Source organism: Streptomyces sp. iso_384 (genome assembly GCF_056172905.1).
In genome coordinates, this window is the sequence record NZ_JBWBTT010000001.1 from 5,433,699 (window position 1) to 5,458,659 (window position 24,961).

The following is a 24,961-nucleotide window of genomic DNA, read 5'->3' on the forward strand; positions in this document are numbered from 1 at the left end:
GCCCCCGATGCTCGAACTCACCGGCCTGACCGCGGGCTACCACGGCGGCACCGTCCTCCACGCGCTCGACCTGTCGGTGTCCGCCGGCACGGTCCATGCCGTCGTCGGCCACAACGGCGCCGGCAAGACCACCCTCGTCCACACCGTCGCCGGGCTGATGCGCCCGAGCGCCGGAACCGTCACCCTGGACGGCCGCGAGGTGACGGGCCGGCCCGCGCACCGGATCGCCCGCGCCGGGATCGGGCTCGTACCGCAGGGCCGCCGGGTGTTCGCCGGGCTCACCGTCGAGGAGCACCTGCGGCTGTCCTACCGTCCGCCGCGCCGGGGCGACACGACGCGCCCCAGCGTATGGACCCCCGCGCGGGTCCTGGAACTGCTGCCCCGGCTGGGCGAGCGCCGGGGCAACCGGGGTACGGATCTGTCCGGCGGCGAGCAGCAGATGCTGGCGCTGGCCCGCGCGTTGCTCGGCTCGCCACGGGTGCTGCTGCTCGACGAGCCGACCGAGGGCCTCGCGCCGGTGCTCGTCCGGCAGGTCCACGAGCTGGTGACGACGCTGGCGGCCGAGGGCATCGCGGTCCTGCTGGTGTCGCCCAGCCCCGCCCAGGCCGCCGAGTGCGCCCGTACGCTCACGGTCCTCACCTCGGGGCGGGTGACGCTGCGCATGGCCGGTGCGGACGCCCGCGCCGATGCCACCGCGCTGCACGCGGCGCTGGAGCTGGCCCCGACGGCGGCCTGAGACACGACGGCCGTACGGGCACGGGCGCGGTACGGGCACGACGCGGTACGGGCACGAGCGCGACGACCCCCGCGGGGTCACCGCACCCGTGCCGCGCGCACTCCGCGCCCGCCTACCCGGCCTTCATGCTGTGGCCGCCGAAGCCGCTGCGCCGGTCGGAGCCCTTGTTCTGGCCCTGCCACCACGCGTCGAACTCGGCCTGGCCCATGGCGGACCAGTCCGGGGTGTTCTCGACCTGCGCGTCGCCCATCCGGCGGGCGAGCGCGACCATGGCGGACCCGACGGGCCCGCGCCCGGCGTCGTAACGCTCCAGGACCTCCTTCCAGCTGCTCCCGGCCTTCCAGGCGGCCTCCAGCGCGGTGGCGTCCTGGAGCGCCTTCACGCTGCCGCCGCCGATGTGCGGGCGGGCCACGCTGGCGGCATCGCCGACGAGCGCCATCCGCCCGGAGGTGTAGTGCGGCACCTCCAGGTCGTAGATGGGCTGGATGAAGGTGGTGTCGGCGGGGGTGCGGAGCACCCTGGAGGCCCAGTACGGCGGGAAGTTGTCGGCGACCAGGGCCCGAAGACGCTCGGTGAGCTCGGAGTTGAGCCGGCCCGGCGGCAGCGAGGTGGGGGTCCGCAGGTCGGGATGGAGACCGTCGGCCTGCGGCGGCGCGGTGTAGAGAACCCAGTTGAGCCGGTGGCCGCCGACGCCGTCCGGGATGCGGTAGATCATGCAATGACCGCCGGGGAAGACGATGTTGTGCGCGTCGTCGCCGTCCGACGGAAGGTCCGCGACGTCCGACGAGGTCCCGCGCCAGCCGATGTACCCGGCGTACGTGGCGTCCGCGCCGGGGAACATGGCCTCGCGGACGACGGAGCGGTATCCGTCGGCCCCGATCACCACGTCGAAGTGCTCCTCGTACCCGTCCGCGAGCCGCAGCGTCACACCGTCGGCGTCCGGCTCCACCCCGGTGACCACCGCGCCGGACCGGTAGGTGACCTCCTCGGGCACCCGGCGGCGCAGCTCGCTCCACAGCGAGCCCCAGCTGTAGGCCCGGAAGGGGAACGGCTGCTCGCCGACGGCCCGGCCGTGGTCGGCCTCGCCGTCGCGCACGCTCCACACCCGCCGGGTCAGCGGCGCCCAGGGCATCTCCGGCGCGACGTACCCGGCCTCCCGCAGTTCCTCGTACCGGTCACTCTGGAGGGCGATGCCCACCCCTCGGTCCCGGAGCCGGTCGTCGGCGCGCTCCAGGACGGTGACCCGCTCCGCTCCCCCGCGCGACGCGGCCAGGGCCGCGGCACACCCCGCTATGCTGCCGCCGACCACGGCGACACTGCCTCCACGCATGACTGGCGCTCCACTCACTCGGTGTTCCGGCTGTTCCGGCCGCCCGGCGGACGCGCTTCTCATGGCGGCGCGGCAGGGCGTAAATCGCCCTGTTTCAGCGACTGTTGACCGGCCCATGACCTGAGGTCAGGGGCCGGACCGGATCCTATCGGGCGAGGAGTGCCCGGCCCCGTGCGGTGCGTGCCCGGCCGGCGGGCCGGCGGGGTCGCATGCTCCGAACGGCCGCGCCCGCGCTGCGCACGCACCCGGCCACCCCTACTGTCTGTGCTGACGTCGTCACCCGGGGAGCCGGTCGTCGCCGTGGCCCGCACCCGGCGGGGCGCCCGTCCCGCCCCCGTACAGGAGGAACCCATGCCGGAGCTGTTCATCGATGGCCAGTGGACCGCGGCCGCCGAGGGGCGGAAGCGGGAGATCCGCTGTCCGGCCGACGGCACGCCGGTGGCCGAGGTCGACGAGGGTGGGGCCGAGGACGCCGCCGCGGCCGTCGCCGCGGCCCGGCGCGCCTTCGACCAGGGGGTCTGGCCGGGGACACCGGCCGCCGAGCGGGGACGGCTGCTGCTGCGGGTGGCGGAGCTGCTGGAGCGGGACAAGGACGTCTTCGCCCGGGCCGAGTCGCTGGACACGGGGAAGCGGCTGGTCGAGAGCGCCTACGACATGGACGACATCGCGAACTGCTTCCGGTACTTCGGCAACCTCGTCGCGGCCGGGGACGCGGGCCGGGTCGTCGACACCGGGCTCGCGGACGTCGACAGCCGGATCGTGTACGAGCCCGTCGGCGTCTGCACGCTCATCACGCCGTGGAACTATCCGCTGCTCCAGACCGCCTGGAAGGTCGCCCCGGCGCTCGGGGCCGGCAACACGTTCGTGCTCAAGCCGAGCGAGCTGACCCCGCACACCGCCATCCTCCTCATGCGGCTGCTGGCCGAGGCCGGGCTGCCGGACGGGGTCGCCAATCTGGTGCTCGGGGCGGGAGGTGTGGTGGGGGCGCCGCTGACCGAGGATCCGCGGGTCGACCTGGTGTCGTTCACCGGCGGGCTCGCGACCGGGCGGCGCATCATGGCGGCCGCCGCGCCCACCGTGAAGAAGGTCGCCCTGGAGCTGGGCGGCAAGAATCCGAACATCGTCTTCGCCGACGCCGACTTCGACACCGCCGTCGACTACGCGCTGATGGCGGTCTTCCTGCACTCGGGGCAGGTCTGCTCCGCCGGGGCGCGGCTCCTCGTCCAGGACGAGCTGCACGACCGGTTCACCGACGAGTTGGTGGCGCGAGCGGGCCGGATCCGGCTCGGCGGGCCGTTCGACGAGGAAGCGCGCAGCGGGCCGCTGATCTCCGCCGCGCACCGCGACAAGGTCGAGGCGTACGTGGCCGAGGGCATCGCCGAGGGCGCGGTGCTGCGCTGCGGGGGCGCGCGGCCCGAGGATCCGGCGCTGGCGGGCGGCTTCTACTACCCGCCCACCGTGCTGGACGAGTGCGCCACCTCGATGTCCGTGGTGCAGGACGAGTCGTTCGGTCCGGTGCTCACGGTCGAGCGGTTCCGGGACGAGGACGACGCGGTCCGGCTGGCCAACGACACCGTGTACGGGCTGGCGGGCGCCGTCTGGACGCAGGACGGCGGGCGCGCGCACCGGGTGGCCTCGCGGCTGCGGGCGGGCACCGTGTGGATCAACGACTTCCACCCCTACGTGCCGCAGGCGGAGTGGGGCGGTATGAAGCAGTCCGGCTTCGGCCGCGAGCTGGGTCCGGCCGGTCTCGCCGAGTACCAGGAGGCCAAGCACATCTGGCGCAACGTCGCGGCGGTCCCCCAGCGGTGGTTCGAGTGACCACGGGTACGGGGCCGGGGCCCGGTTCCGCGCCCGGAAGCGGGAAGTGGTCGCAGACAGGGCACGACGGCAACGCGATCGGTGAGCTGATGTCCACCAAGGCACACGACGACAGCCTGCCCGCCGGATCGAAGCGTGATCCCGGTGGTGAACATCCACCAGCCGCAGGCCCTCTCGGTGATCATCAACATAGCGATCGCCATCCGGTTCGAGGCCCGGGGCGACCTCGCAGCCCTTTCCGCTCCTCCCCCGCCTCCGCCCCGCCGGCCGCCTGAGCCCTGGAGACCCGATGTCCGAAGCAAGCCCTGTACCCGCGTTCGATTACGTCGTCGTCGGCGGCGGTACGGCCGGCGCCGTCATCGCCGCCCGGCTCACCGAGGACCCGGACGTCACCGTCTGCGTCCTTGAGGCGGGCCCCTCGGACGTCGGGGACGACAGCATCCTGCGGCTGGAGCGGTGGATGGCGCTGCTGGAGTCCGGTTACGACTGGGACTACCCGGTGGAGCCGCAGGAGATGGGCAACAGTTTCATGCGGCACGCCCGCGCCAAGGTGCTCGGCGGCTGCTCCTCGCACAACTCCTGCATCGCCTTCTGGGCCCCGGCCGAGGACCTCGACGAGTGGGGTGCGCTGGGCTGCACCGGGTGGAGCGCGGCGGACTGCTTCCCGCTCTACCGGCGTCTTGAGACGAACGACGCGCCCGGCGACCACCACGGCCGCTCCGGTCCGGTCACCATCCGGACCGTGCCGCCCCGCGACCCGTGCGGTACGGCTCTGCTGGAGGCCTGCGCGGAGGCGGGCATTCCCACCGTGCCGTTCAACACGGGCTCCACGGTGGTCCGGGGCGCGCACTGGTTCCAGATCAACGCCCGCGAGGACGGCACCCGCTCCTCGGCCTCGGTGTCGTATCTGCACCCGGTGCTGGGGAAGCGGCCGAACCTGGAGGTACGGACCGGGCTCCAGGCGAAGCGGCTGCTGTTCGACGGCGACCGGTGCTCCGGGGTGGAGTATCTGGAGCCCGACACGGTCCACAGCGGTGCGGTGCAGGCGCGGCGCGAGGTGATCGTCTCCTGCGGGGCGATCGACTCCCCGAAGCTGCTGATGCTGTCCGGCATCGGCCCGGCCGGGCATCTGCGGGACACCGGCGTGGACGTACGGGTGGACTCCCCCGGCGTCGGCTCGCACCTCCAGGACCACCCGGAGGGCGTGATCATGTGGGAGGCGAAGCGGCCCATGGTCACCACCTCCACCCAGTGGTGGGAGATCGGGATCTTCGCCGACACCGAGCCGGGGCTCGACCGGCCCGACCTGATGTTCCACTACGGCTCGGTGCCGTTCGACATGAACACCTACCGGCGCGGCTACCCGACCTCGGACAACGCCTTCTGCCTGACCCCGAACGTCACCCGCGCCCGGTCGCGGGGCACGGTACGGCTGCGGACCCGGGACTTCCGGGACAAGCCCCGGGTCGATCCGCGCTACTTCACCGATGAGCACGACGTACGGGTGATGACGTACGGACTGCGGCTGGCGCGGGAGATCGTCGCGCGGCCCCGGATGGCCGACTGGGCGGGCGCGGAGCTGGCGCCGGGGCCGGGCGCCACCACGGACGCCGAGCTGCTCGACTACATCCGCGAGACGCACAACACCGTGTACCACCCGGCCGGCACCGTCCGCATGGGCCCGGTCGAGGACGTGGAATCGCCGCTCGACCCGCAGCTGCGGGTCAAGGGGGTCCGGGGTCTGCGGGTGGCCGACGCGTCCGTCATGCCGTTCCTGCCGACGGTCAATCCGTGCATCACCACGATGATGATCGGCGAGAAGTGTGCCGATCTGATCAAGGAAGGGCCCCTCCCCGTCACCGGTTGAGCATGCGTCGCCACCGCCCAGATATTCGCACACTTGCTCGAATAGCGTTACGCTCACCCCATGGCCGTACACCTGCAGAGCTCACTTTTCGACCAGGAGGCCGAGGTCGGCACCCGCCCCCTGAGCGGGCTGCACCGTACCGACCTGGGCCACGGGGCCTGGATCGACGTGCTGCCGCAATGGCTCCGGGGCGCGGACACGCTGTTCGAGACACTGGTACGCGATGTCGCCTGGCGGGCCGAGCAGCGCGTCATGTACGAGCGCGTGGTGGCGGTCCCCCGGCTGCTGGCCCACTTCGGCCGCCACGACCCTCTTCCGCATCCGGCGCTGGAGGCCGCCCGTACCGAACTGAGCAGGCACTACGCGGCCGAGCTCGGCGAACCGTTCACCACGGCGGGGCTGTGCTTCTACCGGGACGGGCGGGACGGGGTCGCCTGGCACGGGGACACCGTCGGGCGGGGAGGCACCGAGGACACCATGGTCGCGATCCTCTCGCTGGGCGCGCCCCGGCACCTCGCCCTGCGGCCGCGCCGCCCGGGCCCCGCCCCCGTGCGCAGGCCGCTCGGCCACGGCGACCTGATCGTCATGGGCGGCAGTTGCCAGCGCACCTGGGAGCATGCGATCCCCAAGACCGCGCGGGCCGTCGGGCCGCGCGTCAGTGTGCAGTTCCGGCCCGACGGGGTGCGCTGACGCCGGTGCCCCGCAGGCCCGGACCGGGTCACCGCGGTTGTGCCGGTCCCGGGCAGGGCGGATTCTGAGGGTAATGAAACGGGCCGGGGTCGCGCCGTGAGCGCGGCGAACACGGCGGAGAGCGCCGATTTCCGTGGCCCCCTGGACATAACCAGGGCGGCCACGATGGTCCTGGACGCCGAGAGCACCGTCATCGGCTGGAGCCCCGCGGCCGCCGAGCTGCTCGGCTACGGGCCCTCCGAGGTCCTGGGGCGGCCCCTTGGCACGTTCCTCTCGGCGCACCCGGTCACGGCCGGCGGCGCTTCCCCGGACGGGCCGCCCCGTCCGTCCCCGCCGCCCGAAGCGGTCGAACCGGCCCCCGTCGCCGCAGCGGCCGCCCCCGGTCTCGGACCCTCGTCCCTCGTCGGCAACGAGATCCACGTGGCGCGCACCCGCGACGGCCGTGAGCTGCTGGTGGCGACGGCGACCTGTCCGCTGCCGGGCGGCACCGCGGGCAGCGGGACTCCGGGCGCGCCGGACCGGATCATGGTGGCGGCCGAGGTGGGCGAGCTGCGCCACTGGGAGTCCCGGATCGCCCTGCTCCAGGGGCTGGCCACCCAGTCGCCCGTCGGACTGGCGATCTACGACACCGATCTGCGGCTGACCTGGTGCAACACCGCCTACGAACGGGAGATCGGGCAGCCGCTGGCCGCGTTCCGGGGCATGCGGGCCGATGAGCTCTACTCCGACGGCTCCTTCGTGAGCCCGGGCTATCCGCAGACGCTCGACGGCGTCATGCACCAGGTGATCGACACCGGCGAGCCGATCCTCGACCTGAACTTCCGGGGGCAGCCGCCCAGCGATCCGGGGAGGGACCATCTGTGGTCCTGCGCCTACTACCGGCTGGAGGACGCCCACGGGCATGTGTTCGGCGTCTGCGAGGACGCCTTCGACATCACCGACCGCTACCGCGTCCAGGAACGGCTGGCCCTGCTCGTCGAGGCCGGCCGCCGGATCGGCACGGTCCTGGACGTGGCCACCACCGCCGAGGAGATCGCCGAGGTGGCCGTGCCGGACTTCGCCGCCGCCGTACGGGTCGATGTCACCCGGGCCGCGATGACCGGGGAGACGGCGGCGGTGGGCAGCACGGCGGACATGTCCCTACTGCGGGTCGCGGAACGGTCGGAGCCGGGCGCCGGTGCGCCGGACCTCGCCCTGCCGGAGACCGTCCCGCCGGAAGCCGCACAGGCCCCCGACGCCTCCGGCGAGGCCCCGGCAGCCTCCCGCGAGACCCCGGCGCCGTATCCGCCGGTCGGCTATCCGCCCGGTTCGCCGCAGCACCGCAGCCTGTCCTCCGGCGGGCTCGTGCTCGACGAGGGCACCCTCGTCGTCCCGCTGCGGGCCGGGGGCGGCATCCTGGGGCTCGTCACCTTCGAACGGGGCGCGGGCCCCGACGCCTCGGGCCGGGCGCTCGCCCCCGACCGGGCGACCACGTTCGACAACGGCGAGGTCGCGCTGGCCGACGAGCTGACGGCCCGGACCGCCGTCTGCATCGACAACGCGCGCCGCTACACCCGCGAACGCACCGCCTCCCTCGCCCTCCAGCGACAGTTGCTGCCCCACCATCTGCCGCCGCAGTCCGCGGTGGAGACCGCCTACCGCTATCTGCCGGCCGACGACGTGACCGGTGTCGGCGGGGACTGGTTCGACGTGATCCCGCTGTCCGGCACCCGGGTCGGTCTCGTGGTGGGGGACGTGGTCGGGCACGGGCTCCAGGCGGCCGCCACCATGGGCCGGCTCCGCACCTCCGTACGGGCCTTCGCCCAGCTCGACATGGCCCCCGACGAGCTGCTGACCCGGCTGGACGACCTGGTGGGGCAGCCCGCGGAGGACCGGTCGGACGCGTACGGCGGGGCGGTCGAGACGTACGACGTGATCACCGGCGCGACCTGCCTGTACGCGGTCTACGACCCGGTCTCCCGGCGCTGCGTCATGGCGCGTGCCGGGCATCTGCCTCCGGCGATCGTCGAACCCGGGGGCCGGGTGTCGTTCCCGGACCTGCCCGCCGGGCCGCCGCTGGGCCTGGGCGGCCTGCCGTTCGAGTCGATGGAGATCGACCTGCCGGTGGGCAGCCTGCTGGCGCTGTTCACCGACGGCCTGATAGAGGCCCGGGACCACGACATCGGGCAGGGCCTCGACACGCTGGGCGGGGTGCTCGGCGGCGGTTGCGCGTCGCTGGAGGAGCTGTGCGACCGGGCGGTGTCCGCGCTGGTGCCCGGCGGCACGAGCGCCGACGACACGGCCCTGCTCCTGGTCCGTACCCGCGAGCTGGACGCGGAACAGGTGGCCGACTGGGAGCTGACCGCCGAACCGGTGTCGGTGGGCCGCGCCCGCGAGCTGGCCACCGGGCAACTGGCCGCCTGGGGGCTGGAGGAGCTGTCGTTCGCGACCGAGCTGGTCGTCAGCGAGCTGGTCACCAACGCGGTGCGGTACGGGGGCGGGCCGCTGGGGCTGCGCCTCATCCGGGACCGCACCCTGGTGTGCGAGGTATCGGACACCGGTCACACCTCGCCGCACCTGCGGCACAGCGCGGAGGACGACGAGGGCGGGCGCGGCCTGTTCATCGTGGCGCAGCTCGTCCAGCGGTGGGGCACGCGGTACACCCCGACCGGGAAGACCATCTGGACCGAGCAGACCCTCCCGTCGGCCGGAGCCGGCTGACCCCTGCGGCCGGTACGGGCCACTTCGTTGACAACCCAACAGACGTGAATCCAGGTGTGCCTTCCCCAGATCGACTGGGTGTCCGGCCCAGGACGGCGAGGAGGTCGCCCTCACCGCGGAGGCGGAGGGCACCCCGGAGCCCACGGTCCGCCGGCAGGTCAGCACGGACGGCGCGCAGACCTGGAAGAACGTCGAGGGCGCGACGGAGTCGGCGCTCACCTTCACCGCGCGCACGGCCCAGGACGGCTACCGCTACCGCGCCGAGTTCCGCAACGACGTCGGCACCACCCGGACCACCGCTGTCACGCTCACGGTCACGACGGCCTCGGGCGGCGGCAGCCTGGCCGCCACCGGAGCAACTGTGATGTCGGTAACTCTCGCAGCAGCCGGGCTCGTTGGCGCCAGGCTGCTGGTCCACCGGCGCGCCAAGCGGCGCACGGACGGAGCGTTCAGACCCCGTAGAGCCCCTCTCCGTCCGCTCACCACCCCTGGCGGCACGGCGAGGATCACGCGAACCCCCTGGCCGGGCACCCGCCCGCCAGGGGGTTCGTGCGTTCCCGGCACGGTGCAGCGGAGCCGGAGCCTCCGCTCGCCGCCCGTGCCCGCCCGCCGGGCACAAGCGCTTACCCGTCTGCCACTCCCTCAACATCCGTACACAGAAGGCGACATCGGATGGTTCCAGCCGATCGGAGGTGTCTGGACCGAGCCGTCTGAACTTCACGGGAACTCCAGCGAAATGGCACGTGTGTGGATATCGTGCACCGGGCGAGGGCGCATCCGTCAGTCCATGGGATCGACGGATGCGTCCCGTTTGTGGGGGTGCGACTGTGACTGGGGGGTTCATGGGGCATGTCGAAATACCGGAAACCGACCTATCCGGACCGGTGGGGCTCCGGGGCGCGCCGCGCCCCCGCACCGCCGCCTCCCGGAATCGCACGGCGGCCCTGGAGCAGCTGTGGAGGGCCCCGACGGCACAGCGCGACCCGGCCGGCCAGGCGCCGGTCCGGCGGAGGAAGGCTCCCGGGCCGGCCCTCGCCGCACTGACCGACCTGCTGGGTCTGGCCGGTCCGGCCTGGCTGCTGCTGCGCGCGGGCGACCAGCCCCGTCCGGTGGCGGCCGCCGCGGTGGCGGGGCTGATGTGGGCCGGGTTGCGGGGCGCCCGGGGGCGGTACACCGACCCGCCGAGCACCGAGCCGGGCGGTGCGCTCGGAGCGGTCGGGGACTGGCTCGTACTCATCGGTCTGCTGGCCGTGCTGCACACCGCGGCGGGGAGCCCGGTGGACCCGGCCACGGCCGTGGTGGCCGTGGCGCCCGGGCTGCTCGTCGCCACCGCGGTGGCGGGGCTGCGCCGGTGGCCGCTCTCCGGACGCCGGGACCACCGGGTCCGCAGGGTGCTGCTGGTCGGCGAGGCGGCCGGCGTGGACCGGGCGGCCGGGCTGCTCACCTCCCGTACGGATCACGACTTTTCGCTGGTCGCCGCGATACCGGTGGGGTCCGCCCGGCTGGAGCTGGACGGGGTGCAGATGCCGGGGCGCCTCGCGTCCTGCCCGGCCGACGACGATGTGAGCACGGTGCTCGGCGGGGTCTACGCCCATGCGGCGGACCTGGTGCTGGTGGCTCCCGGGCCCCAGCTGACCGGTGACCGGCTGCGGCGGCTCGGCTGGGGGCTGCACGACGGCGGCGTCGCCCTGTCCGTGCTCTCGGAGCTGTCCGGGGTGGCGGCGGAGCGGGTGCGCCCGGTCACGGCGGCCGGGCTCACCCTGCTGCACGTAGCGCCGCCGTTGCGGGGCGGCCCGCAGGCGGTGTTCAAGAACGTGCTGGACCGCACGGGCGCCCTGGTCGGACTGCTGGCCCTGGCGCCGCTGTTACTGGCGGTGGCGCTGAGCGTCCGGCTGTCCTCGCGGGGGCCGGTCTTCCACCGGCAGATCCGGCAGGGGCAGCACAACCGGCCGTTCACCATGTGGAAGTTCCGCACGATGGTGGCGGACGCGGAGGAGCTCAAGGCACAGCTCTCCGCGGCCAACGAGGTCGACGGGCCACTGTTCAAGATACGCGGCGATCCCCGGGTGACACCGGTCGGACGGCTGCTGCGGCGCACCTCGATCGATGAACTCCCGCAGCTTCTCAATGTGTTGCTGGGGCATATGTCGCTGGTCGGTCCGCGGCCGCCGCTGCCGGAGGAGGCCTCGCGCTACGACGAGCGGGAGCATCGCCGGCTCGCGGTGAAGCCGGGGCTCACGGGCCTGTGGCAGGTGAGCGGCCGCTCCGACCTGAGCTGGCAGGAGACGGTCTCGCTGGACCTGTGGTACGTCGACAACTGGTCGGTCGCCGCCGACCTGGGACTCCTCGCCCGCACCGTGCGCGCCGTCACCGACGGCCGCGGGGCGTACTGAGGGCGGGGCGGGCGTGCGGATGCGGGGATCGGCACCGGTGCGCCGCCGCGAGAGCTCTCGCGGCGGCGGACCATCACTGCCCGGACGGGAGTTGGCCGAGCCACCAGGCGTAGGTGCGGGCGACGCCGTCACGCAGCGGGATCTGCGGCTTGAAGCCGAGGGAGGAGAGGCGGGTCACGTCGAGCAGCTTGCGGGGCGTCCCGTCGGGCTTCGACGTGTCCCATCCGATGCGTCCCTGGTAGCCCGTCACATCTCGTACGGTCTCGGCGAGTTCCCGAATGGTGAGGTCCTCGCCGCAGCCGATGTTGACGGGTTCCTCACCGTCGTAGGCCTCCAACAGGCGTACGCACGCAGCGGCGAGGTCGTCGACATGGAGGAACTCGCGGCGCGGGGAGCCGGATCCCCAGAGGGTCACCTCGGGGGCGCCGTCGCGCCGCGCCTCGTGGAAGCGGCGGATCAGCGCGGGCAGGACGTGCGAGGTCTCCAGGTCGAAGTTGTCGCCTTGCCCGTAGAGATTGGTGGGCATGGCGCTGATGTAGGAGGCGCCGTACTGCCGCCGGTAGGACTGGGTCTGGACGATTCCGGCGATCTTGGCGAGGGCGTACGCCTCGTTGGTGGGCTCCAACTCGCCGGTGAGCAGGGCATCCTCGCGGATCGGCTGGGGTGCGAGCCGGGGGTAGATGCACGACGAGCCGAGGAAGAGCAGCCGCTCGGTCCCGGCCGCGTGCGCGCCGGCGATCACGCTGAGCTGAATACGCAGGTTGTCCTCCAGGAACTGCACCGGATACGTGCTGTTGGCCATGATCCCGCCGACCTTGGCGGCGGCCAGCACCACGACGTCCGGGCGGACCTCCTTCAGATACGTCTCGGTCCGCGCGGCGTCGCGCAGATCGAGCAGGTCGCGGCCGCGGGTGAGCACCTCGTGGCCGTCGTCGGCGAGGCGGCGGGCCACTGCCGAGCCGACCAGGCCACGGTGTCCCGCGACGAATATGCGGGAGCCGGACCGCAGTAGGGAACGGGCGGATTCCTGGGGCGGGACGGGGAGTTCGGTCGTCATGGCTCGGATTGTGCCAGCAGAAAAGGACTGCGGTGACCCTTTGCCGCAGAACGCTCCAATTCCGATATGTCGGTGAACATCGCCGTCGAGGCGATCAGCAGAGAAGGGGGAATCGTGGCGAAGACCGCGCTCATCACCGGAGTGACCGGCCAGGACGGTTCATATCTGGCCGAGCTGTTGCTCGACAAGGGGTACACCGTGCACGGGCTCATACGGCGTTCGTCGAGCTTCAACACCGAGCGGATCGACCACATCTACCAGGGTCCCGAGGAGCCGGAGCGCTCCTTCGTCCTGCATCACGCGGACCTCTCCGACGGTGTCGCGCTGGTGAACCTGTTGCGCGACATCCAGCCGGACGAGGTCTACAACCTGGGCGCGCAGTCGCATGTACGGGTGTCCTTCGACGCCCCGCTGTACACCGGTGACGTCACGGGGCTCGGCACCATCCGGCTTCTGGAGGCGGTCCGGGCCAGCGGTATCCAGACCCGGATCTACCAGGCCTCGTCCTCCGAGATGTTCGGCGCCAGCCCGCCCCCGCAGAACGAGAAGACCCCGTTCCACCCGCGCAGCCCGTACAGCGTGGCGAAGCTCTACTCCTACTGGGCCACGGTCAACTACCGCGAGGCGTACGGCATGTACGCGGTGAACGGGATTCTCTTCAACCATGAGTCGCCGCGCCGGGGCGAGACCTTCGTGACCCGGAAGATCACCCGGGGCGTCGCCCGGATCAAGGCGGGGCTCCAGGACCGGCTGCATCTGGGCAACCTGGACGCGGTCCGGGACTGGGGGTATGCCCCGGAGTACGTGGACGCCATGTGGCGGATGCTCCAGTGCGACGCCCCCGACGACTATGTGGTCGCCACCGGCGAGGGGGTCAAGGTCAGCCAGTTCCTGGAGTACGCCTTCGAGCACGCGGGCCTGGACTGGCGCGAGCATGTGCGCTATGACCCGAAGTACGAACGCCCCAGCGAGGTCGACGCGTTGATCGGCGACGCCTCGAAGGCCGAGGAGCAGCTGGGCTGGAAGCCCGAGGTGAAGTCGCGGGAGCTGGCCCGCATCATGGTCGACGCCGACATCCGCCAGCTGGACGACCAGCTGACCGGGGCCGCCGTCCGGGTGGACCGATGACGGGGCAGGACCGCTGCCGGTCCGCCATTCCCTTACCGGACCGACCGACCGTGTGACCGCCGACGCCCGAACCGGGCCGGCGGCCACCCATGACCCCCGGCCGGCGCCTTCCGCGCCCGTGACCGGGACGATCACCGGCGCCACCGCCGATCTCCACCGACCGCTCGGTGGAGCTCAAAGGCGCCGGCCATGGGCGGGGCCCCGGCCCCGCCTCCCCACTCGCCCCGGTCCACGGCGGGACGCACCGTCCCCGACGCCGGTCGGGCGAGGCAGGATCCGCGGCCTTTCGGCCGCAGCTCGAATCTCACCTTCGGAGCTGAATGATGAACGGAAGTACGGGGCGCAGAGGCGGAGGACGCGGCCGTGTGCGGGCCGTGTCCGCCGCTCTCGGCCTGCTGGCCGGAGCCCTGACCGCGACCACGGTCGGGGCCGCCGGAGCGGCGGCGCTGACACCACCGGTCGCCATCACCGCGGACGACCTCTCCACCTGGCAGACCAACGGCATCGTCTGGTCGATGGCCGCTGGCGACGGCGTCGTCTACGCGGGCGGCACCTTCTCCACCCTGCGGCCCCCCACCGCGACCCCCGGCACGAACGAACAGCCCGCGGTGAACTTCGCCGCGTTCGACGCGGCGACCGGGGCGCCCACCGACTGCTCGCTGTCCTTCACCATCTCCTCGGGAACAGCGACCGTGCGGGCCCTCGCACTCTCCCCGGACGGCGAAACACTGTACGCGGGCGGCCAGTTCGGTGGGGTCAACGGTGTCGGCGTGAGCAACATCGCGGCGATCGACACCGAGACCTGCACCGTCAGCAACACCTTCAAGATCGGGGTCTCGGCGACCGTGCGCGGGCTCGCCGTCACCGACGACACGGTCTATCTGGCCGGCGACTTCACCACCGTCGGCGGGCAGACCAGGAGCCACTTCGCCGCCGTCACGACCGGAGCCTCACTGCTGCCCTTCACGGCCGACGCCGACGAGGTCGCACGGGCCGTCGAGGTGACCCCGGACGGGCAGAACGTGCTGCTCGGCGGGGACTTCTTCCGGATCAACGGCACGAACACCCACGCCCTGGCCGTCGTCGACGCCACCAGTGGACAGCTCACCAAGTCCTACCCGGGGTTCATCCACAACAACTCCACGGTCCAGGACATCACCACGGACGGAGCCGGCTTCTACACCGGCAACGAAGGCACCGGCGGCGGTGTGTTCGACGGACGCATCGCGCTGAACCTCAGCGACTTCGAGCAGCGCTGGCGGGACACCTGCCTCGGCGCGACCCAGGCCGTGCTGGTGCACTCCGGGGTGCTGTACAGCGGCAGCCACGCCCACGACTGCGCCAGCATGGGCGCGTTCCCGGACCAGCCGCGCAAGCATCTGCTGGCCCAGTCGGTGGACGACCCGAAGCTGCTGCCCTGGTTCCCGGACACCAACGACGGGATCGGGGAGCCGGTCGGGCCGCGCGTGATGAGCCAGACGAGCAGCGGCGGGCGCCACTACGTGTGGGTGGGCGGCGAGTTCACCACCGTCAACACCAAGCCGCAGCAGGGGCTGACCCGCTTCGCGGACGGCCCGGACACGGGCGTGCCGTGGGTGCCCAATGTCAGCCTCTCCACGCTGACCCCCGGGCAGATCGACGTGAACTGGCAGACCAGCTTCGACACCGACGACGGTGAGCTGACCTACCGGATCTACAAGGACGGCTCCAACACCCCGATCCACACGACGACCGGCTACTCGGTCTTCTGGGACCGGCCCCAGCTGACCTGGACGGACACCGATGTCGCCCCGGGCGAGACCCACTCGTACCGGATCACCGCGAGCGACGGCACCAACACCAGCGCCAAGTCCCCTGCCCGGTCCGCGACCGTGGCGAGCGCCACGGAGGCGTACCCGGCACGGGTCAGGTCGGACGGGGCGAGCCTCTACTGGCGCTGGGACGAGGGCACCTCCACCTTCGCGCACGACAGCAGCGGCAGTCTGAACAACGGGTTCATGCGCAACGGCCCCGCCTACCGGCAGACCCCGGCGGCGGTGGCCGGTCCCTCGACGGCGATCGGGTTCAACGGGAGCGACGAGTACGCGTACAGCAACCGGCTGCACACCCAGCCGGCCCGGTTCACCATCGAGACCTGGATCAGGACGACCACGACCCGGGGCGGGAAGATCGTCGGTTTCGGCAACAAGACCCAGCAGAACAGCACCCGTCACGACAAGCACGTCTACATGCGCAACGACGGGCGTCTCGTGTTCGGCGTCCAGAGCGGCGGGGCCCGCACCGTCGTCACCTCGGGGGCGTACAACGACGGCCAGTGGCACCACGTCGTCGCCACCCAGGGCCCGCTGGGGCAGGGCATGTCGCTGTACGTCGACGGGCAGCTGCGCGCGTCGAACATCCTGGTCTCCGGCAACGATGGCCAGCCGGGCTACTGGCGGGTCGGCGGGGACAATCTGTCCGGCTGGCCGAGCCGCCCCACCAGCAACTTCTTCGCCGGGCAGATCGACGAGACCGCCATCTATCCGACCGCGCTGAGCGCTTCCCAGGTCAGCGCGCACTACGCCCTGAGGACCGGCTGAGAGATGAGAAACCCGTTCCTGGCCTGCGCCGCCGTCGTGCTGACGGCGGCGGCGCTGGCCGCCTGCGGCTCGTCCGCGGACGGGAACGACCCGGAGGCCGCGGGCGCCCAGCGCCCCGCGGCCTCCGGGTCCGCCGTCCCCGGCCCGTCCGCCACCACGGCCGCCGAGCCCGCCGCGCCGCCCACCGAGGAGCCGGCGGTCCCGGGGGCGTCCGCTCCGGCCGCCACGGCCGAGGGCCCGAAGACGCCGGTCGACGAGATCACCCCCGCCACGGGGACGTTCACCGAGAAGCAGAAGGAGTATCTGAAGGACCGGGTGCCGAAGGGCATGGACCCGGCGGCCGTGCTCCAGACCGGCCAGGAGACCTGCGACAAGCTGCGCTACCTCGTCAAGGCCGACCGGGACACCGCGGTCGGCGCGATCGTGACGGGCGAGATCCCGGACGCGAAGGACGCGGTCGCCGGGCTCTGCACCCGGCATCAGGACCTGGTCGACGAGGCGGCGTACGGCTACCCGGACGGCCGGCACTCCGGGAAGAAGCTCCGGCCGGGCGTGTACCGCTCGGCCTCCCCCACCACGGACTGCTCCTGGCAGATCGAGGGGGCGGGCGGCAAGGAGCTGGCCTCCGGCACGTCCGGCACCGGGAAGTCCCGGAAGATCACCATCCCCGATTCCGCAGTTACGTTCACGTCCACAGGCTGTTATGCCTGGCTGCCCGAAGGAGCCGCGGGATGACCGCAGGTACGCCGAAACTCCCGATAGCCGTGGCCATCCCCACGAAGAACGAGGGTCTGAACATCGCGGAGGCGGTGAAATCGGTGCTGGGCCACTTCGAGGCGGTCGTGGTGGTGGACTCCCACAGCACCGACGACACCGTGAAGATCGCCGAGGAGTGCGGGGCCGAGGTGGTCACGTACACCTGGGACGGCGGGCACCCGCGCAAGAAGCAGTGGTGCCTGGAGAACGTCCGCACCGACCTGGACTGGATCCTGCTGCTCGACGGCGACGAGCGGCTCAGCCCCGGGCTGCTGGCCGAGCTGCGGGCGGCCTTCCGCGATCCGTCGTCGCCGAAGCCGGCGGCGTACGACATACCGCTCGGCTACTGGTTCTCCGGGAAGCGGCTGCGGCACGGATACACCATCCGCAAGCGGTCGTTGACCGACCGGACCCGCTGCCACTACCCGGAGGTCGGGGACCTCGACGCGCCGGGGATCGGGGAGGTGGAGGGCCACTACCAGCCGGTCGCGGCGAGCGTGGGGACGCTCGCCCACCCCATCGAGCACCAGGACCTCGATCCGGTCACCGCCTGGTTCGAGCGGCACAACCGCTACTCGGACTGGGAGGCCTGGCTGGAGCAGCACCCCCAGGTGAAGGAGCAGGTGCGCCAGGTCAAGTCGCGCCAGGGGCAGTTGTTCCACAAGGCGCCGTTCAAGCCGGTGGTGTCCTTCGCCTACATGTATCTCTACAAGCGGGGGTTCCTGGACGGCCGGGCGGGCCTGGACTTCGCGCTGGCGATGAGCTTCTACCGCTGGCAGATAGCGCTCAAGTCCCGCGAGAAGCCCGTACGTTGACGCCTCGGCCGATCCGTTGACACGTCAACGCTCACCCTCGCCTCCGGCGGACCACGTCCTCGTAGGTCCGCCGGAGGGTGGCGGTGACCGCCTCGATGGTGAACTGCTCGTTGACCAGCTCCCAGGCCGCCTTGCCCGCCTGCTCGGCGGCCTCCGGCTCCAGCAGCTCCAGGATCGCGTCGGCGACCTTGCGGGCGTTGGCCGCGTCCTCGCCGACCCGGCTGTCGATCACCCGGCCCGAACCCGCCCCCGCCACATCGGGGGCCTGCCCGCAGGTGCGGGTGATGACGACCGGGGTGCCGACCGACATCGCCTCCAGCACCGAGACCGGGAACGGCTCCTCGATCGCGGGCAGCACGTACACATCGGCCTCACGGTCGGCGGCCAGCACCTCGTCGTGCTCCAACGGACCTACGTGGTGCAGGGATTCGGCCACGCCGAGCTTCCGGGCGAGCGCGAGGGTGCCGGCCAGCGCGCCGGTGTCGGGACCGGCCAGCACGAAGCGGGCGTCCGGGTGGCGGGCGAGGACGTGCGGCATCGCGGAGACGAAGTCCTCGGGCCGCTTGCGCTCCTGGATCCGGGCCAGATACAGCACGGTGGGCGGGCGGCCGGGCTCGCGGGCGGGCTTGCGCTCCTGCGGTCGGACCCCGTTGACCAGCCGTACGGTGCGGGTGAGCGGGACGGGGGCGGCGACGGCGTTCACGTCGAGCCGCTCCATCTCGGTCAGATGCAGGACGGCGTCCGCCTCGCGCAGCACCCTGCGGACCCCGAGGAGGTCGGTGAGCTGGGCGACCTTCTTCTCGGTGGGGTCGATCATGCCGTGGGTCTGGACGACCAGGGGCGTACGGGTCGCGAGTGCGAGGAGCGCCGCGGGCAGGGTCACCAGGTCCCGCATCAGATGGACATGGACGAGGTCGGCGCCGCGCATCATGCGGTGCGCCGTGCGCAGCAGCCCGGCGGAGGTGATGCCGCTGACCTCGAACATCGGGAGGAGGTGCCGCGCCTGGAAGAGATGGACGAGAACTCCTTCTACTTCATTGGGCAGTTCACCGCAGGGGAAGCCGTCGCCGAGGGCCATGACGCGTGCGTCGTCGCCGTTCGCCCGCTGGACCTTGGAGAGGTTGAACGCCACGCGCGTCGGACCGCCGAAGGCGTGATCCGGGGTGTGGAGCGTGACAACGTGCAGGATTTTCACCAGAGTTCCCCTCGACTATGGCCAAGTATTCACAGCGTAGTCATCGGCCCCCCTCAAGTGGGCTGATTCGTTAGAGTGTTCAGCGGTTCACTGATCCCGGGGGGGCGCATGACGTCGGTGCACACGTCGGCGCGGGAGCAGGCCGCTCCCACCGCCGTGGGCCCCCGAGGGCCCGGGGTTCCCGGGAGCCCTCCGGAGCGGCCGATCGCCTGGTCGATGCTGTCGCGGGCGCTGTCCGTGCCGCTCATCCTGGGCCTGGTCTGCTTCCTGCCCGCGGTGATCGCCGCCCAGCCCGGCGACGGGGTCCGGGACACGGCGTACTGGCTCCAGCTGGTGCTGACCTGCTATGCGGGCGCCCGTCTCGCGACGATGATCCTCTCCACCCGGCGGCGGCTGCTCCAGGGCGTCTTCTGGATGTTCGTGTACATCGCGATGGGCGTGGCGCCGTTCGCCCAGGTGGTGATCGGTCAGACGCCGACGCCGATGGTGGGGCCGCGCCAGGACCTGGTCACGGCCATCGCGATGGTCCTGGTGGGGTGTGCCGCCTACGACCTGGGGGCGCTGCTGGCCTCCCGGCGCCCGCTGCGCCGCCGGAACCCCTCCGTGCGCGGCTCGGGCGGCGGGCCCGCCGTCGCTCATCCGCTGCGGCTGCGGCTGCTGGTGCTGGTGGCGTTCACCGCGAGCGCGTTCTACGTGATGAAGCTGGGCGGGCCCGCGGTCTTCTTCGCCAGCAGGCAGGAGATCAACGAGACCGTGGCGGCGAGCGGGGTGGTCACGGAGGGGTCCAATGTGGGCTCGGCGTTCCTCAAGGGCTTCGGCCAGGTCCCGGCGCTGCTGGCGCTGCTCTTCTACACCCGCCGTCTGGCCACCTCCTACCGGGCCCGGCGCAGACCGTCGACGGTGCTGGTCTGGGTGGCGCTGGTGGCGCTGAACCTGCTGGTGAACAACCCGATCTCCAACGCCCGCTACTGGTTCCTGACCGTGGTGGTGGCGTTCGTGTTCGCCGCGTTCCCGAGCAGTGCGGCGGTCTACCGGACGGTGCTGACGGCGGGCGTGGTGGGGGCCCTGGTGCTGTTCCCGTACGCGGACAGGTTCCGGTACGAGGAGGGGAGCCAGCGGTCCGTGCAGTCGACCTCGGTCTTCGATCCGCTGGTGACCAAGGACTACGACCAGATGGTGATGTTCGCCAACACCATCTCGTGGGTCGACACCCGGGGCCACACCTACGGCCGCCAACTGGCGGGCTCCGGTCTGTTCTTCGTGCCGCGCGCGGTGTGGAGCGGAAAGCCGGAGGACACCGGGGTCCGGGTCGGGCAGTGGATGGGGCTGCGGATGACCAACCTCTCGGCCCCGCTGTGGACGGAGTTCTGGGTCGATCTCGGCGCGTCCGGCGTGATCGGCGGGATGGCGCTGATCGGCTACGCGTCGGCCCGCACCGACCGCCGCTACGCCCTGGCCGTGACCCGGGCGGGGCCGGGCCCCGGGAGCGTGCTGGCCATCGCCGCGCCGCTGATCGCCGGATACACCTTCATCCTGCTGCGCGGCCCGCTCCTCCAGGCGGCGGGGAAGCTGGCCATCGCCGCGCTGTGTCTGGTCGCGATCGCCACGTTCACGGAGCTGCGGGCAGGGCGTCGGCGCTGACGTCCTCGCCGCGGGCCGGGCTGCGCCGGCGCAGCCGCGCCACTCTGATCCAGGTGGCGACGGCCTTGCAGAGCGAGCCCAGGGACAGCCCCCAGGCCGCGCCCGGGACGCCCCCGACGGCGTAGCCGCCCGCGAGGAACGCCACGGCAGTGAGCGAGAAGACGACCTGGATGGAGAGCGTGGTGCGCGGGTCGAGCATGCGAAGGGCGAGCAGGCCACAGGTGCCGACGGCCATCGCGGCGTACTGGCTGCCCGTCGCCGGGAGCAGTTCGGCGGCCACCGGCCATGTGTCGCCGAGGAGTTGGCGGCCTGCGGCGTCGGGCAGCAGGGCCAGCACCGTGGCCCAGAGGGCGGCGGTCGCGGCGAGGGCGGCGGCGAGGGCCGCGGTGGCCCGGACCCGGCGGCGCGCGTCGTCGATGCGGCCCAGCAGCGGCGGGCCGAAGGAAGTGGCCGAGGTGTAGAGCACGTTCAGCGGGCCGAAGAGGGTCGTCGCGCCGCGCAGCGCGCCGACGAGCAGGGGGTTGCCGACCGCGCCGAGACCCAGGACGGAGAGCTGGCCGGTCGCGTTGCCCACGCCGAACTCGACGGTGAAGCGCTGCCCGAGGTGGCCGCGCCGCAGCATCGGGCGCAGCCGCAGCGGGGATCCGGCGGTGGCACGGCGCAGGAGGGCGGCGGAGAGCAGGAGTGCGGGCAGGGCGGACAGGCCCCAGACGGCGATCAGGCGGGCCGGGGAGGCTCCGTAGTCCTGTACGGAGAGCGCCCCGAGCACGCAGGCGAGCCGCAACAGGTCGGAGGCCAGCGCGAGATGGGGCCGCTGGAGCGTGGAGAAGGCGTACCGTACGGCGTCCTGTCCCAGCACCACCGGGAGGACGAGGCCGAGCATCAGCAGGGCGCGGGCGGTGTCGCCGGGGACGAGGGCGCAGACAGCGGCGAGCGGTGCGCCGAGCGCGGCGGCGGCGAGCACGGTGAAGGTGACGGCGGACCGGCAGGCGCCCCGGGTCTCCTCCCCAGCGCCGCGCCGGAGGACCAGCGGCTGCCCGGTGTACGCGCCCGAGACGCCGAGGAGCACCGTGAAGACCAGGTAGACCGCGGAGAACCGGGCGAAGTCGGCGAGGGTGGAGAGCCGGGCGGCGGCCACCAGCACCAGGATGTTGGTGAGCGCCGCCACGCCCTGGTCCGCGACGGAGCAGAGGACGGCGGTGCGGGCTCTCACCGGCGGGCGGCCGGCAGGTTGACGGAGCGCAGGCCGAGGGTCGCGGCGGGATCGCCGGTGAGTTCGGGGGCGTCCGCCTCGGCGGGCGGGGTGCCGCCCCGGCCTCCACCACCGTCGCCGCCGCCGGTGGAGCGGCGGCGGGCGGACTTGGCGCGGCGCTCGGCCCGGCGCAGGCGGCCCCGGCGAGGGTGGAGCAGGGCGCCGAGCACGGAACCTCCGGAGGCGCCGATGATCTCGCGGATGCGTTCCAGGTCGCTGCGGTGCACCTCGCGCGGGTCGCAGACGATCATGACGCCCTCGACCCGGTCGACCAGAGCGACCGCGTCCGCGTAGGACAGGACGGGCGGGGCCAGGACGATGACGACACCGCCGGGCCGGTCGGCCTCGGCGACGATGCGGCCGACGGACGGTGAGGTCAGGGCGCGCGGGACGTTGTCGGCGGTGGTGCCGGGGATCAGGGCGAAGGCTCCGGAGCCGGGGACGTCGACGTTCGAGCGGCCGCCGGTGGGCCAGCTGCCGTCGCTCTCCTCGGCGGCCCAGCGCGGCGGCCGTACCTCGTGGGCGGCGGAGCCGAGGTCGTCGGCGAGGGACGGGGTGCGCAGATCGGCCTCGACGAGCAGCACGTCCCGTCCCATCTCGGCGAACGCGGCGGCCAGGTTGGCGGCAGCGGCGGCGGCCGCCGCGTTGTCGCCGCGCGGGGAGGTGACCAGCAGACGGCGGCTCTCGGCGAAGGAGGGGTCGTAGGCGAGCCGGAAGGCGACGGCGCGGTACTCCTCGGCGAGCCTGGAGCCGCCGCGGCCGATGGCGAGCAGACTGCCGGAGGCGGCGCGTTCCCGGGGCAGGGTGCCGAGCAGGGGTGCGCCGAGCGAGTGGACGAGCTCGCGGGTGGAGCGTACGGCGGGGTCGAAGACGAGCCGCACCCAGGAGAGCAGCAGCCCGAGCGCGAGACCGACGACGCCGCCGAGCCCGAGGAGCAGGGGCAGTCCGGGGCCGGTGGGCGAGCTGGGGGCGACGGGCTTCTTGTTGAGGTAGCCGGGGGTGGTGTCCAGGGCCTTCAGCTCGGATATCTTCCGGCTCAGCTCGGAGATGGAGACGATGATGTTGGCGCGGGCGCTGGTGACGTCGTCGGCCGCTGCCGCACCGGCCTGCTCCTCCAGCAGGTCGCGCTTCTCCTCCAGTGGCTTCAGTTGGGCACGGTAGCCATCGGCCATGTTCTCGATGCTCTCCTCGGTGCGCGCCTTGCGGTGGGCCAGGTAGGCGTTCGCGAGGGCCTCGGCGCGGGCGCGGGACTGCTCGGGGGTGTCGCCGGTGTAGGAGAAGCGGAGGGTGAGGGTGTTGGGCGGGTTGGTGACCTGGAGTCCGGCGAGCAGCTTGCGGGCCGTGACGTCGTCGCCCGCCTTGAGGAGAGTTCCGGCGGCCAGGGTGCCCACGGTGTCGCTGACGGCGGTCTGGCGCTCGGAGCCGATGTTGATGCCCTTGTCGGCGGTGGCTCCGGCGGCGAAGGGGTCGGAGATCGCGGAGCGGACGAGGACCTCGCCGGTGGCGGTGTAGGTGTCCTCGCCGCCGAGGGCGAGATAGCCGCCGCCGAACAGGCCGATGACGACGCCGGTGGCCAGCAGGGAACGGTAGCGCAGGAGTTGACGGAACTGGTCGCGCAGGAGCGCCGGCTCGTCCTGGTCGTCCGGGGCGCGGTGCTGTGGCGTCATCGGCGGGAGCTCCCTTGTGCGTCCGGCAGGACCTCGGCGAGGAGGTCGTCGAAGCGTGCGAGGCCCGCCTCCCGGCTCAGATGGCGGGCGACGTAGCGCGGGCCCTCGCCGCCGAGGGCGTCGGCTGCGGCCGGGTCGGCGGCCAGCTTCCGGACCGCTTCGAGCAGGGCGGCCGGGTCCTCGGGGGCGACGAGGAGCCCGGCGCCCGAGCGGCGGACCTCGTCGGCGGTGCCGCCCTCGTCGGCGACGGAGGCGATCACGGGGCGTCCGGAGGTGAAGTAGGAGGTGAGCTTGGAGGGGACGCTCATGTCGAGGACCGAGGCGCGCTGGGTGACCGCGAGGACATCGGCGGCGGCGAGGACGTCGGTGAACTCCTCGGCCCCCGCAGGCTCCAGGAACTCCACGTTGGGCAGCCGGTCGGCGCGGGCGCGCAACGCGTCGCGCTGGTTGCCGTCGCCCATCAGGACGACGCGGAGGCCGGGGGCGAGGCGGGCGGTGTCCACCAGGACGTCCAGACCCTGCTTGAGGCCCATGTTGCCGGAGTGCAGGATCACCGGGACCCCGTCGGGCCAGCCGAGCCGGGCGCGGGTCGCGGCGCGGTCGGCGGTGGGGCCTTGTACATGGGTCCAGTTGGGGACGAGGCGGATGCGGCCGGGATCGACGCCGAGGGCCCTGACGCCGGGGACGAAGCTCTCATGGATGACGCCGACGAGGGCGGCCCCGCGCAGTGCGTACCGCTCGGCGGCCGCGGCGACGGCTGCGGCCCTGCCGCCACCCCGGATGCCGCTCTGTGCGGCGGCTGCGCCCATCAAGTCCTGGACGACGGGGAGATGGGGGACGCGGTGGCGCCGGGCGAGGCGGGCTCCGATGACGCCGCCGGCGAGGCTGGGCATCTGGGAGATCACGGCGTCGGGCCGGCCGGGCGGTGGTGCGATCAGCCCGGTGGCGAGCACACTCGCCTCGAACGCGGCTCGCTTGAGAGCGGTCTGACGAGGCGGCACATAGTGCCCTCGTCGGTGCACTCCGACGCCGCCGCGTATCTCCACCGTCCGCCAGACGCCTCGGTAGTTCTCGTCGAGCCGCCAGGACGGGTAGTGCGGCATACCGGTGAGCGCCCGTACGCGGGCGCCGGACGCGGCCCAGTGCTCAGCCAGTTGGGTGGCGTACGGACCGATGCCCGTGAGCTCCGGGGCGTAGTTGGTCGAAACCACGAGAAGCCGGCGGCCTCGCAGCGGACTGGGCCTTGATGTTTCGGACATCGGACGATCGCCTTCCCCCCACGACAACCGCTGCCCCCACCGGGGAACAGCCCCTGCCGAGCTTATCCGTTCACG

The 24,961-nt window shown here is 72.7% G+C and carries 17 protein-coding genes and 1 pseudogene; 12 read left to right on the forward strand and 6 right to left on the reverse strand.

Annotation, left to right across the window (positions count from 1 at the left end):
- Positions 1 to 7: 7 nt before the first annotated feature.
- Positions 8 to 736: an ABC transporter ATP-binding protein gene (locus tag AC0VY3_RS24395; RefSeq protein ID WP_103509527.1), complete on the forward strand. Its 729-nt coding sequence runs from the start codon at positions 8 to 10 to the stop codon at positions 734 to 736.
- Positions 737 to 848: 112 nt separating this feature from the next.
- Here AC0VY3_RS24395 and AC0VY3_RS24400 read toward each other — a convergent pair whose 3' ends face one another.
- A complete protein-coding gene (locus tag AC0VY3_RS24400; protein WP_103509526.1) occupies positions 849 to 2,066 on the reverse strand; it encodes an FAD-dependent monooxygenase in 1,218 nt (405 codons plus the stop codon).
- Between the two features lie 351 nt (positions 2,067 to 2,417).
- Between AC0VY3_RS24400 and AC0VY3_RS24405 the strand changes: the two genes are divergently transcribed.
- From AC0VY3_RS24405 to AC0VY3_RS24430, 6 genes and pseudogenes are all read left to right on the forward strand, one after another.
- Complete coding sequence (locus AC0VY3_RS24405) at positions 2,418 to 3,887, forward strand: aldehyde dehydrogenase family protein (RefSeq protein ID WP_242742825.1); 1,470 nt, start codon at positions 2,418 to 2,420, stop codon at positions 3,885 to 3,887.
- A 289-nt stretch (positions 3,888 to 4,176) separates the two neighbouring features.
- A complete protein-coding gene (locus tag AC0VY3_RS24410) occupies positions 4,177 to 5,754 on the forward strand; it encodes a GMC family oxidoreductase (protein WP_103509523.1) in 1,578 nt (525 codons plus the stop codon).
- Between the two features lie 60 nt (positions 5,755 to 5,814).
- Entirely contained in the window at positions 5,815 to 6,444 is a 630-nt protein-coding gene (locus tag AC0VY3_RS24415) for an alpha-ketoglutarate-dependent dioxygenase AlkB (protein ID WP_103509522.1), read from the forward strand.
- Between the two features lie 96 nt (positions 6,445 to 6,540).
- The gene (locus AC0VY3_RS24420) at positions 6,541 to 9,144 is read left to right on the forward strand and encodes an ATP-binding SpoIIE family protein phosphatase (RefSeq protein ID WP_475550596.1); all 2,604 of its coding nucleotides are present in this window, start codon (positions 6,541 to 6,543) and stop codon (positions 9,142 to 9,144) included.
- 85 nt (positions 9,145 to 9,229) lie between these two features.
- Positions 9,230 to 9,592, forward strand: a pseudogene (locus AC0VY3_RS24425) (hypothetical protein); the annotation flags it as partial.
- Between the two features lie 394 nt (positions 9,593 to 9,986).
- A complete protein-coding gene (locus tag AC0VY3_RS24430; RefSeq protein WP_475550597.1) occupies positions 9,987 to 11,537 on the forward strand; it encodes an exopolysaccharide biosynthesis polyprenyl glycosylphosphotransferase in 1,551 nt (516 codons plus the stop codon).
- A 73-nt stretch (positions 11,538 to 11,610) separates the two neighbouring features.
- Here the strand turns inward: AC0VY3_RS24430 and AC0VY3_RS24435 are convergent, their stop codons facing one another.
- The gene (locus AC0VY3_RS24435) at positions 11,611 to 12,594 is read right to left on the reverse strand and encodes a GDP-L-fucose synthase family protein (protein ID WP_475550598.1); all 984 of its coding nucleotides are present in this window, start codon (positions 12,592 to 12,594) and stop codon (positions 11,611 to 11,613) included.
- A 114-nt stretch (positions 12,595 to 12,708) separates the two neighbouring features.
- Here AC0VY3_RS24435 and gmd point away from each other — a divergent pair, with 114 nt between their 5' ends.
- From gmd to AC0VY3_RS24455, 4 genes are all read left to right on the forward strand, one after another.
- Complete coding sequence (gene gmd, locus AC0VY3_RS24440) at positions 12,709 to 13,722, forward strand: GDP-mannose 4,6-dehydratase (RefSeq protein ID WP_103511780.1); 1,014 nt, start codon at positions 12,709 to 12,711, stop codon at positions 13,720 to 13,722.
- A 320-nt stretch (positions 13,723 to 14,042) separates the two neighbouring features.
- The gene (locus tag AC0VY3_RS24445) at positions 14,043 to 16,301 is read left to right on the forward strand and encodes a LamG domain-containing protein (protein WP_103511777.1); all 2,259 of its coding nucleotides are present in this window, start codon (positions 14,043 to 14,045) and stop codon (positions 16,299 to 16,301) included.
- Between the two features lie 3 nt (positions 16,302 to 16,304).
- Positions 16,305 to 17,036, forward strand: a complete 732-nt coding sequence (locus tag AC0VY3_RS24450) for a hypothetical protein (protein WP_475550599.1) — start codon at positions 16,305 to 16,307, stop codon at positions 17,034 to 17,036.
- Positions 17,033 to 17,872 carry a glycosyltransferase family 2 protein gene (locus AC0VY3_RS24455; RefSeq protein ID WP_475550600.1) on the forward strand — a complete coding sequence of 280 codons (840 nt, stop codon included), beginning with the start codon at positions 17,033 to 17,035 and terminating at the stop codon, positions 17,870 to 17,872. The genes AC0VY3_RS24450 and AC0VY3_RS24455 overlap by 4 nt, the downstream gene beginning before the upstream one ends.
- A gap of 31 nt (positions 17,873 to 17,903) precedes the next feature.
- On the opposite strand, the gene AC0VY3_RS24460 is transcribed toward AC0VY3_RS24455, so the two are convergent.
- Positions 17,904 to 19,067: a glycosyltransferase gene (locus AC0VY3_RS24460; protein ID WP_475550601.1), complete on the reverse strand. Its 1,164-nt coding sequence runs from the start codon at positions 19,065 to 19,067 to the stop codon at positions 17,904 to 17,906.
- 108 nt (positions 19,068 to 19,175) lie between these two features.
- Between AC0VY3_RS24460 and AC0VY3_RS24465 the strand changes: the two genes are divergently transcribed.
- A complete protein-coding gene (locus tag AC0VY3_RS24465) occupies positions 19,176 to 20,708 on the forward strand; it encodes a hypothetical protein (RefSeq protein WP_475550602.1) in 1,533 nt (510 codons plus the stop codon).
- Here the strand turns inward: AC0VY3_RS24465 and AC0VY3_RS24470 are convergent.
- Genes AC0VY3_RS24470 through AC0VY3_RS24480 form a run of 3 tightly spaced genes read right to left on the reverse strand, consistent with a single transcriptional unit; the run spans position 20,677 to position 24,886 of the window.
- Complete coding sequence (locus AC0VY3_RS24470) at positions 20,677 to 21,921, reverse strand: MATE family efflux transporter (RefSeq protein ID WP_103509285.1); 1,245 nt, start codon at positions 21,919 to 21,921, stop codon at positions 20,677 to 20,679. The two genes, AC0VY3_RS24465 and AC0VY3_RS24470, sit on opposite strands and share 32 nt — an antisense overlap.
- Positions 21,918 to 23,627: a P-loop NTPase family protein gene (locus tag AC0VY3_RS24475; RefSeq protein ID WP_475550603.1), complete on the reverse strand. Its 1,710-nt coding sequence runs from the start codon at positions 23,625 to 23,627 to the stop codon at positions 21,918 to 21,920. The genes AC0VY3_RS24470 and AC0VY3_RS24475 overlap by 4 nt, the downstream gene beginning before the upstream one ends.
- A complete protein-coding gene (locus AC0VY3_RS24480; protein ID WP_475550604.1) occupies positions 23,624 to 24,886 on the reverse strand; it encodes a glycosyltransferase in 1,263 nt (420 codons plus the stop codon). The genes AC0VY3_RS24475 and AC0VY3_RS24480 overlap by 4 nt, the downstream gene beginning before the upstream one ends.
- Positions 24,887 to 24,961: the final 75 nt, after the last annotated feature.

Coding starts and splice junctions, on each gene's coding strand:
- AC0VY3_RS24395 (WP_103509527.1), top strand. CDS start 8: ATGCTCGAACTCACCGGCCTGACCGCGGGCTACCACGGCGGCACCGTC.
- AC0VY3_RS24400 (WP_103509526.1), bottom strand. CDS start 2,066: ATGCGTGGAGGCAGTGTCGCCGTGGTCGGCGGCAGCATAGCGGGGTGT.
- AC0VY3_RS24405 (WP_242742825.1), top strand. CDS start 2,418: ATGCCGGAGCTGTTCATCGATGGCCAGTGGACCGCGGCCGCCGAGGGG.
- AC0VY3_RS24410 (WP_103509523.1), top strand. CDS start 4,177: ATGTCCGAAGCAAGCCCTGTACCCGCGTTCGATTACGTCGTCGTCGGC.
- AC0VY3_RS24415 (WP_103509522.1), top strand. CDS start 5,815: ATGGCCGTACACCTGCAGAGCTCACTTTTCGACCAGGAGGCCGAGGTC.
- AC0VY3_RS24430 (WP_475550597.1), top strand. CDS start 9,987: ATGGGGCATGTCGAAATACCGGAAACCGACCTATCCGGACCGGTGGGG.
- AC0VY3_RS24435 (WP_475550598.1), bottom strand. CDS start 12,594: ATGACGACCGAACTCCCCGTCCCGCCCCAGGAATCCGCCCGTTCCCTA.
- AC0VY3_RS24445 (WP_103511777.1), top strand. CDS start 14,043: ATGATGAACGGAAGTACGGGGCGCAGAGGCGGAGGACGCGGCCGTGTG.
- AC0VY3_RS24450 (WP_475550599.1), top strand. CDS start 16,305: ATGAGAAACCCGTTCCTGGCCTGCGCCGCCGTCGTGCTGACGGCGGCG.
- AC0VY3_RS24455 (WP_475550600.1), top strand. CDS start 17,033: ATGACCGCAGGTACGCCGAAACTCCCGATAGCCGTGGCCATCCCCACG.
- AC0VY3_RS24465 (WP_475550602.1), top strand. CDS start 19,176: ATGACGTCGGTGCACACGTCGGCGCGGGAGCAGGCCGCTCCCACCGCC.
- AC0VY3_RS24475 (WP_475550603.1), bottom strand. CDS start 23,627: ATGACGCCACAGCACCGCGCCCCGGACGACCAGGACGAGCCGGCGCTC.
- AC0VY3_RS24480 (WP_475550604.1), bottom strand. CDS start 24,886: ATGTCCGAAACATCAAGGCCCAGTCCGCTGCGAGGCCGCCGGCTTCTC.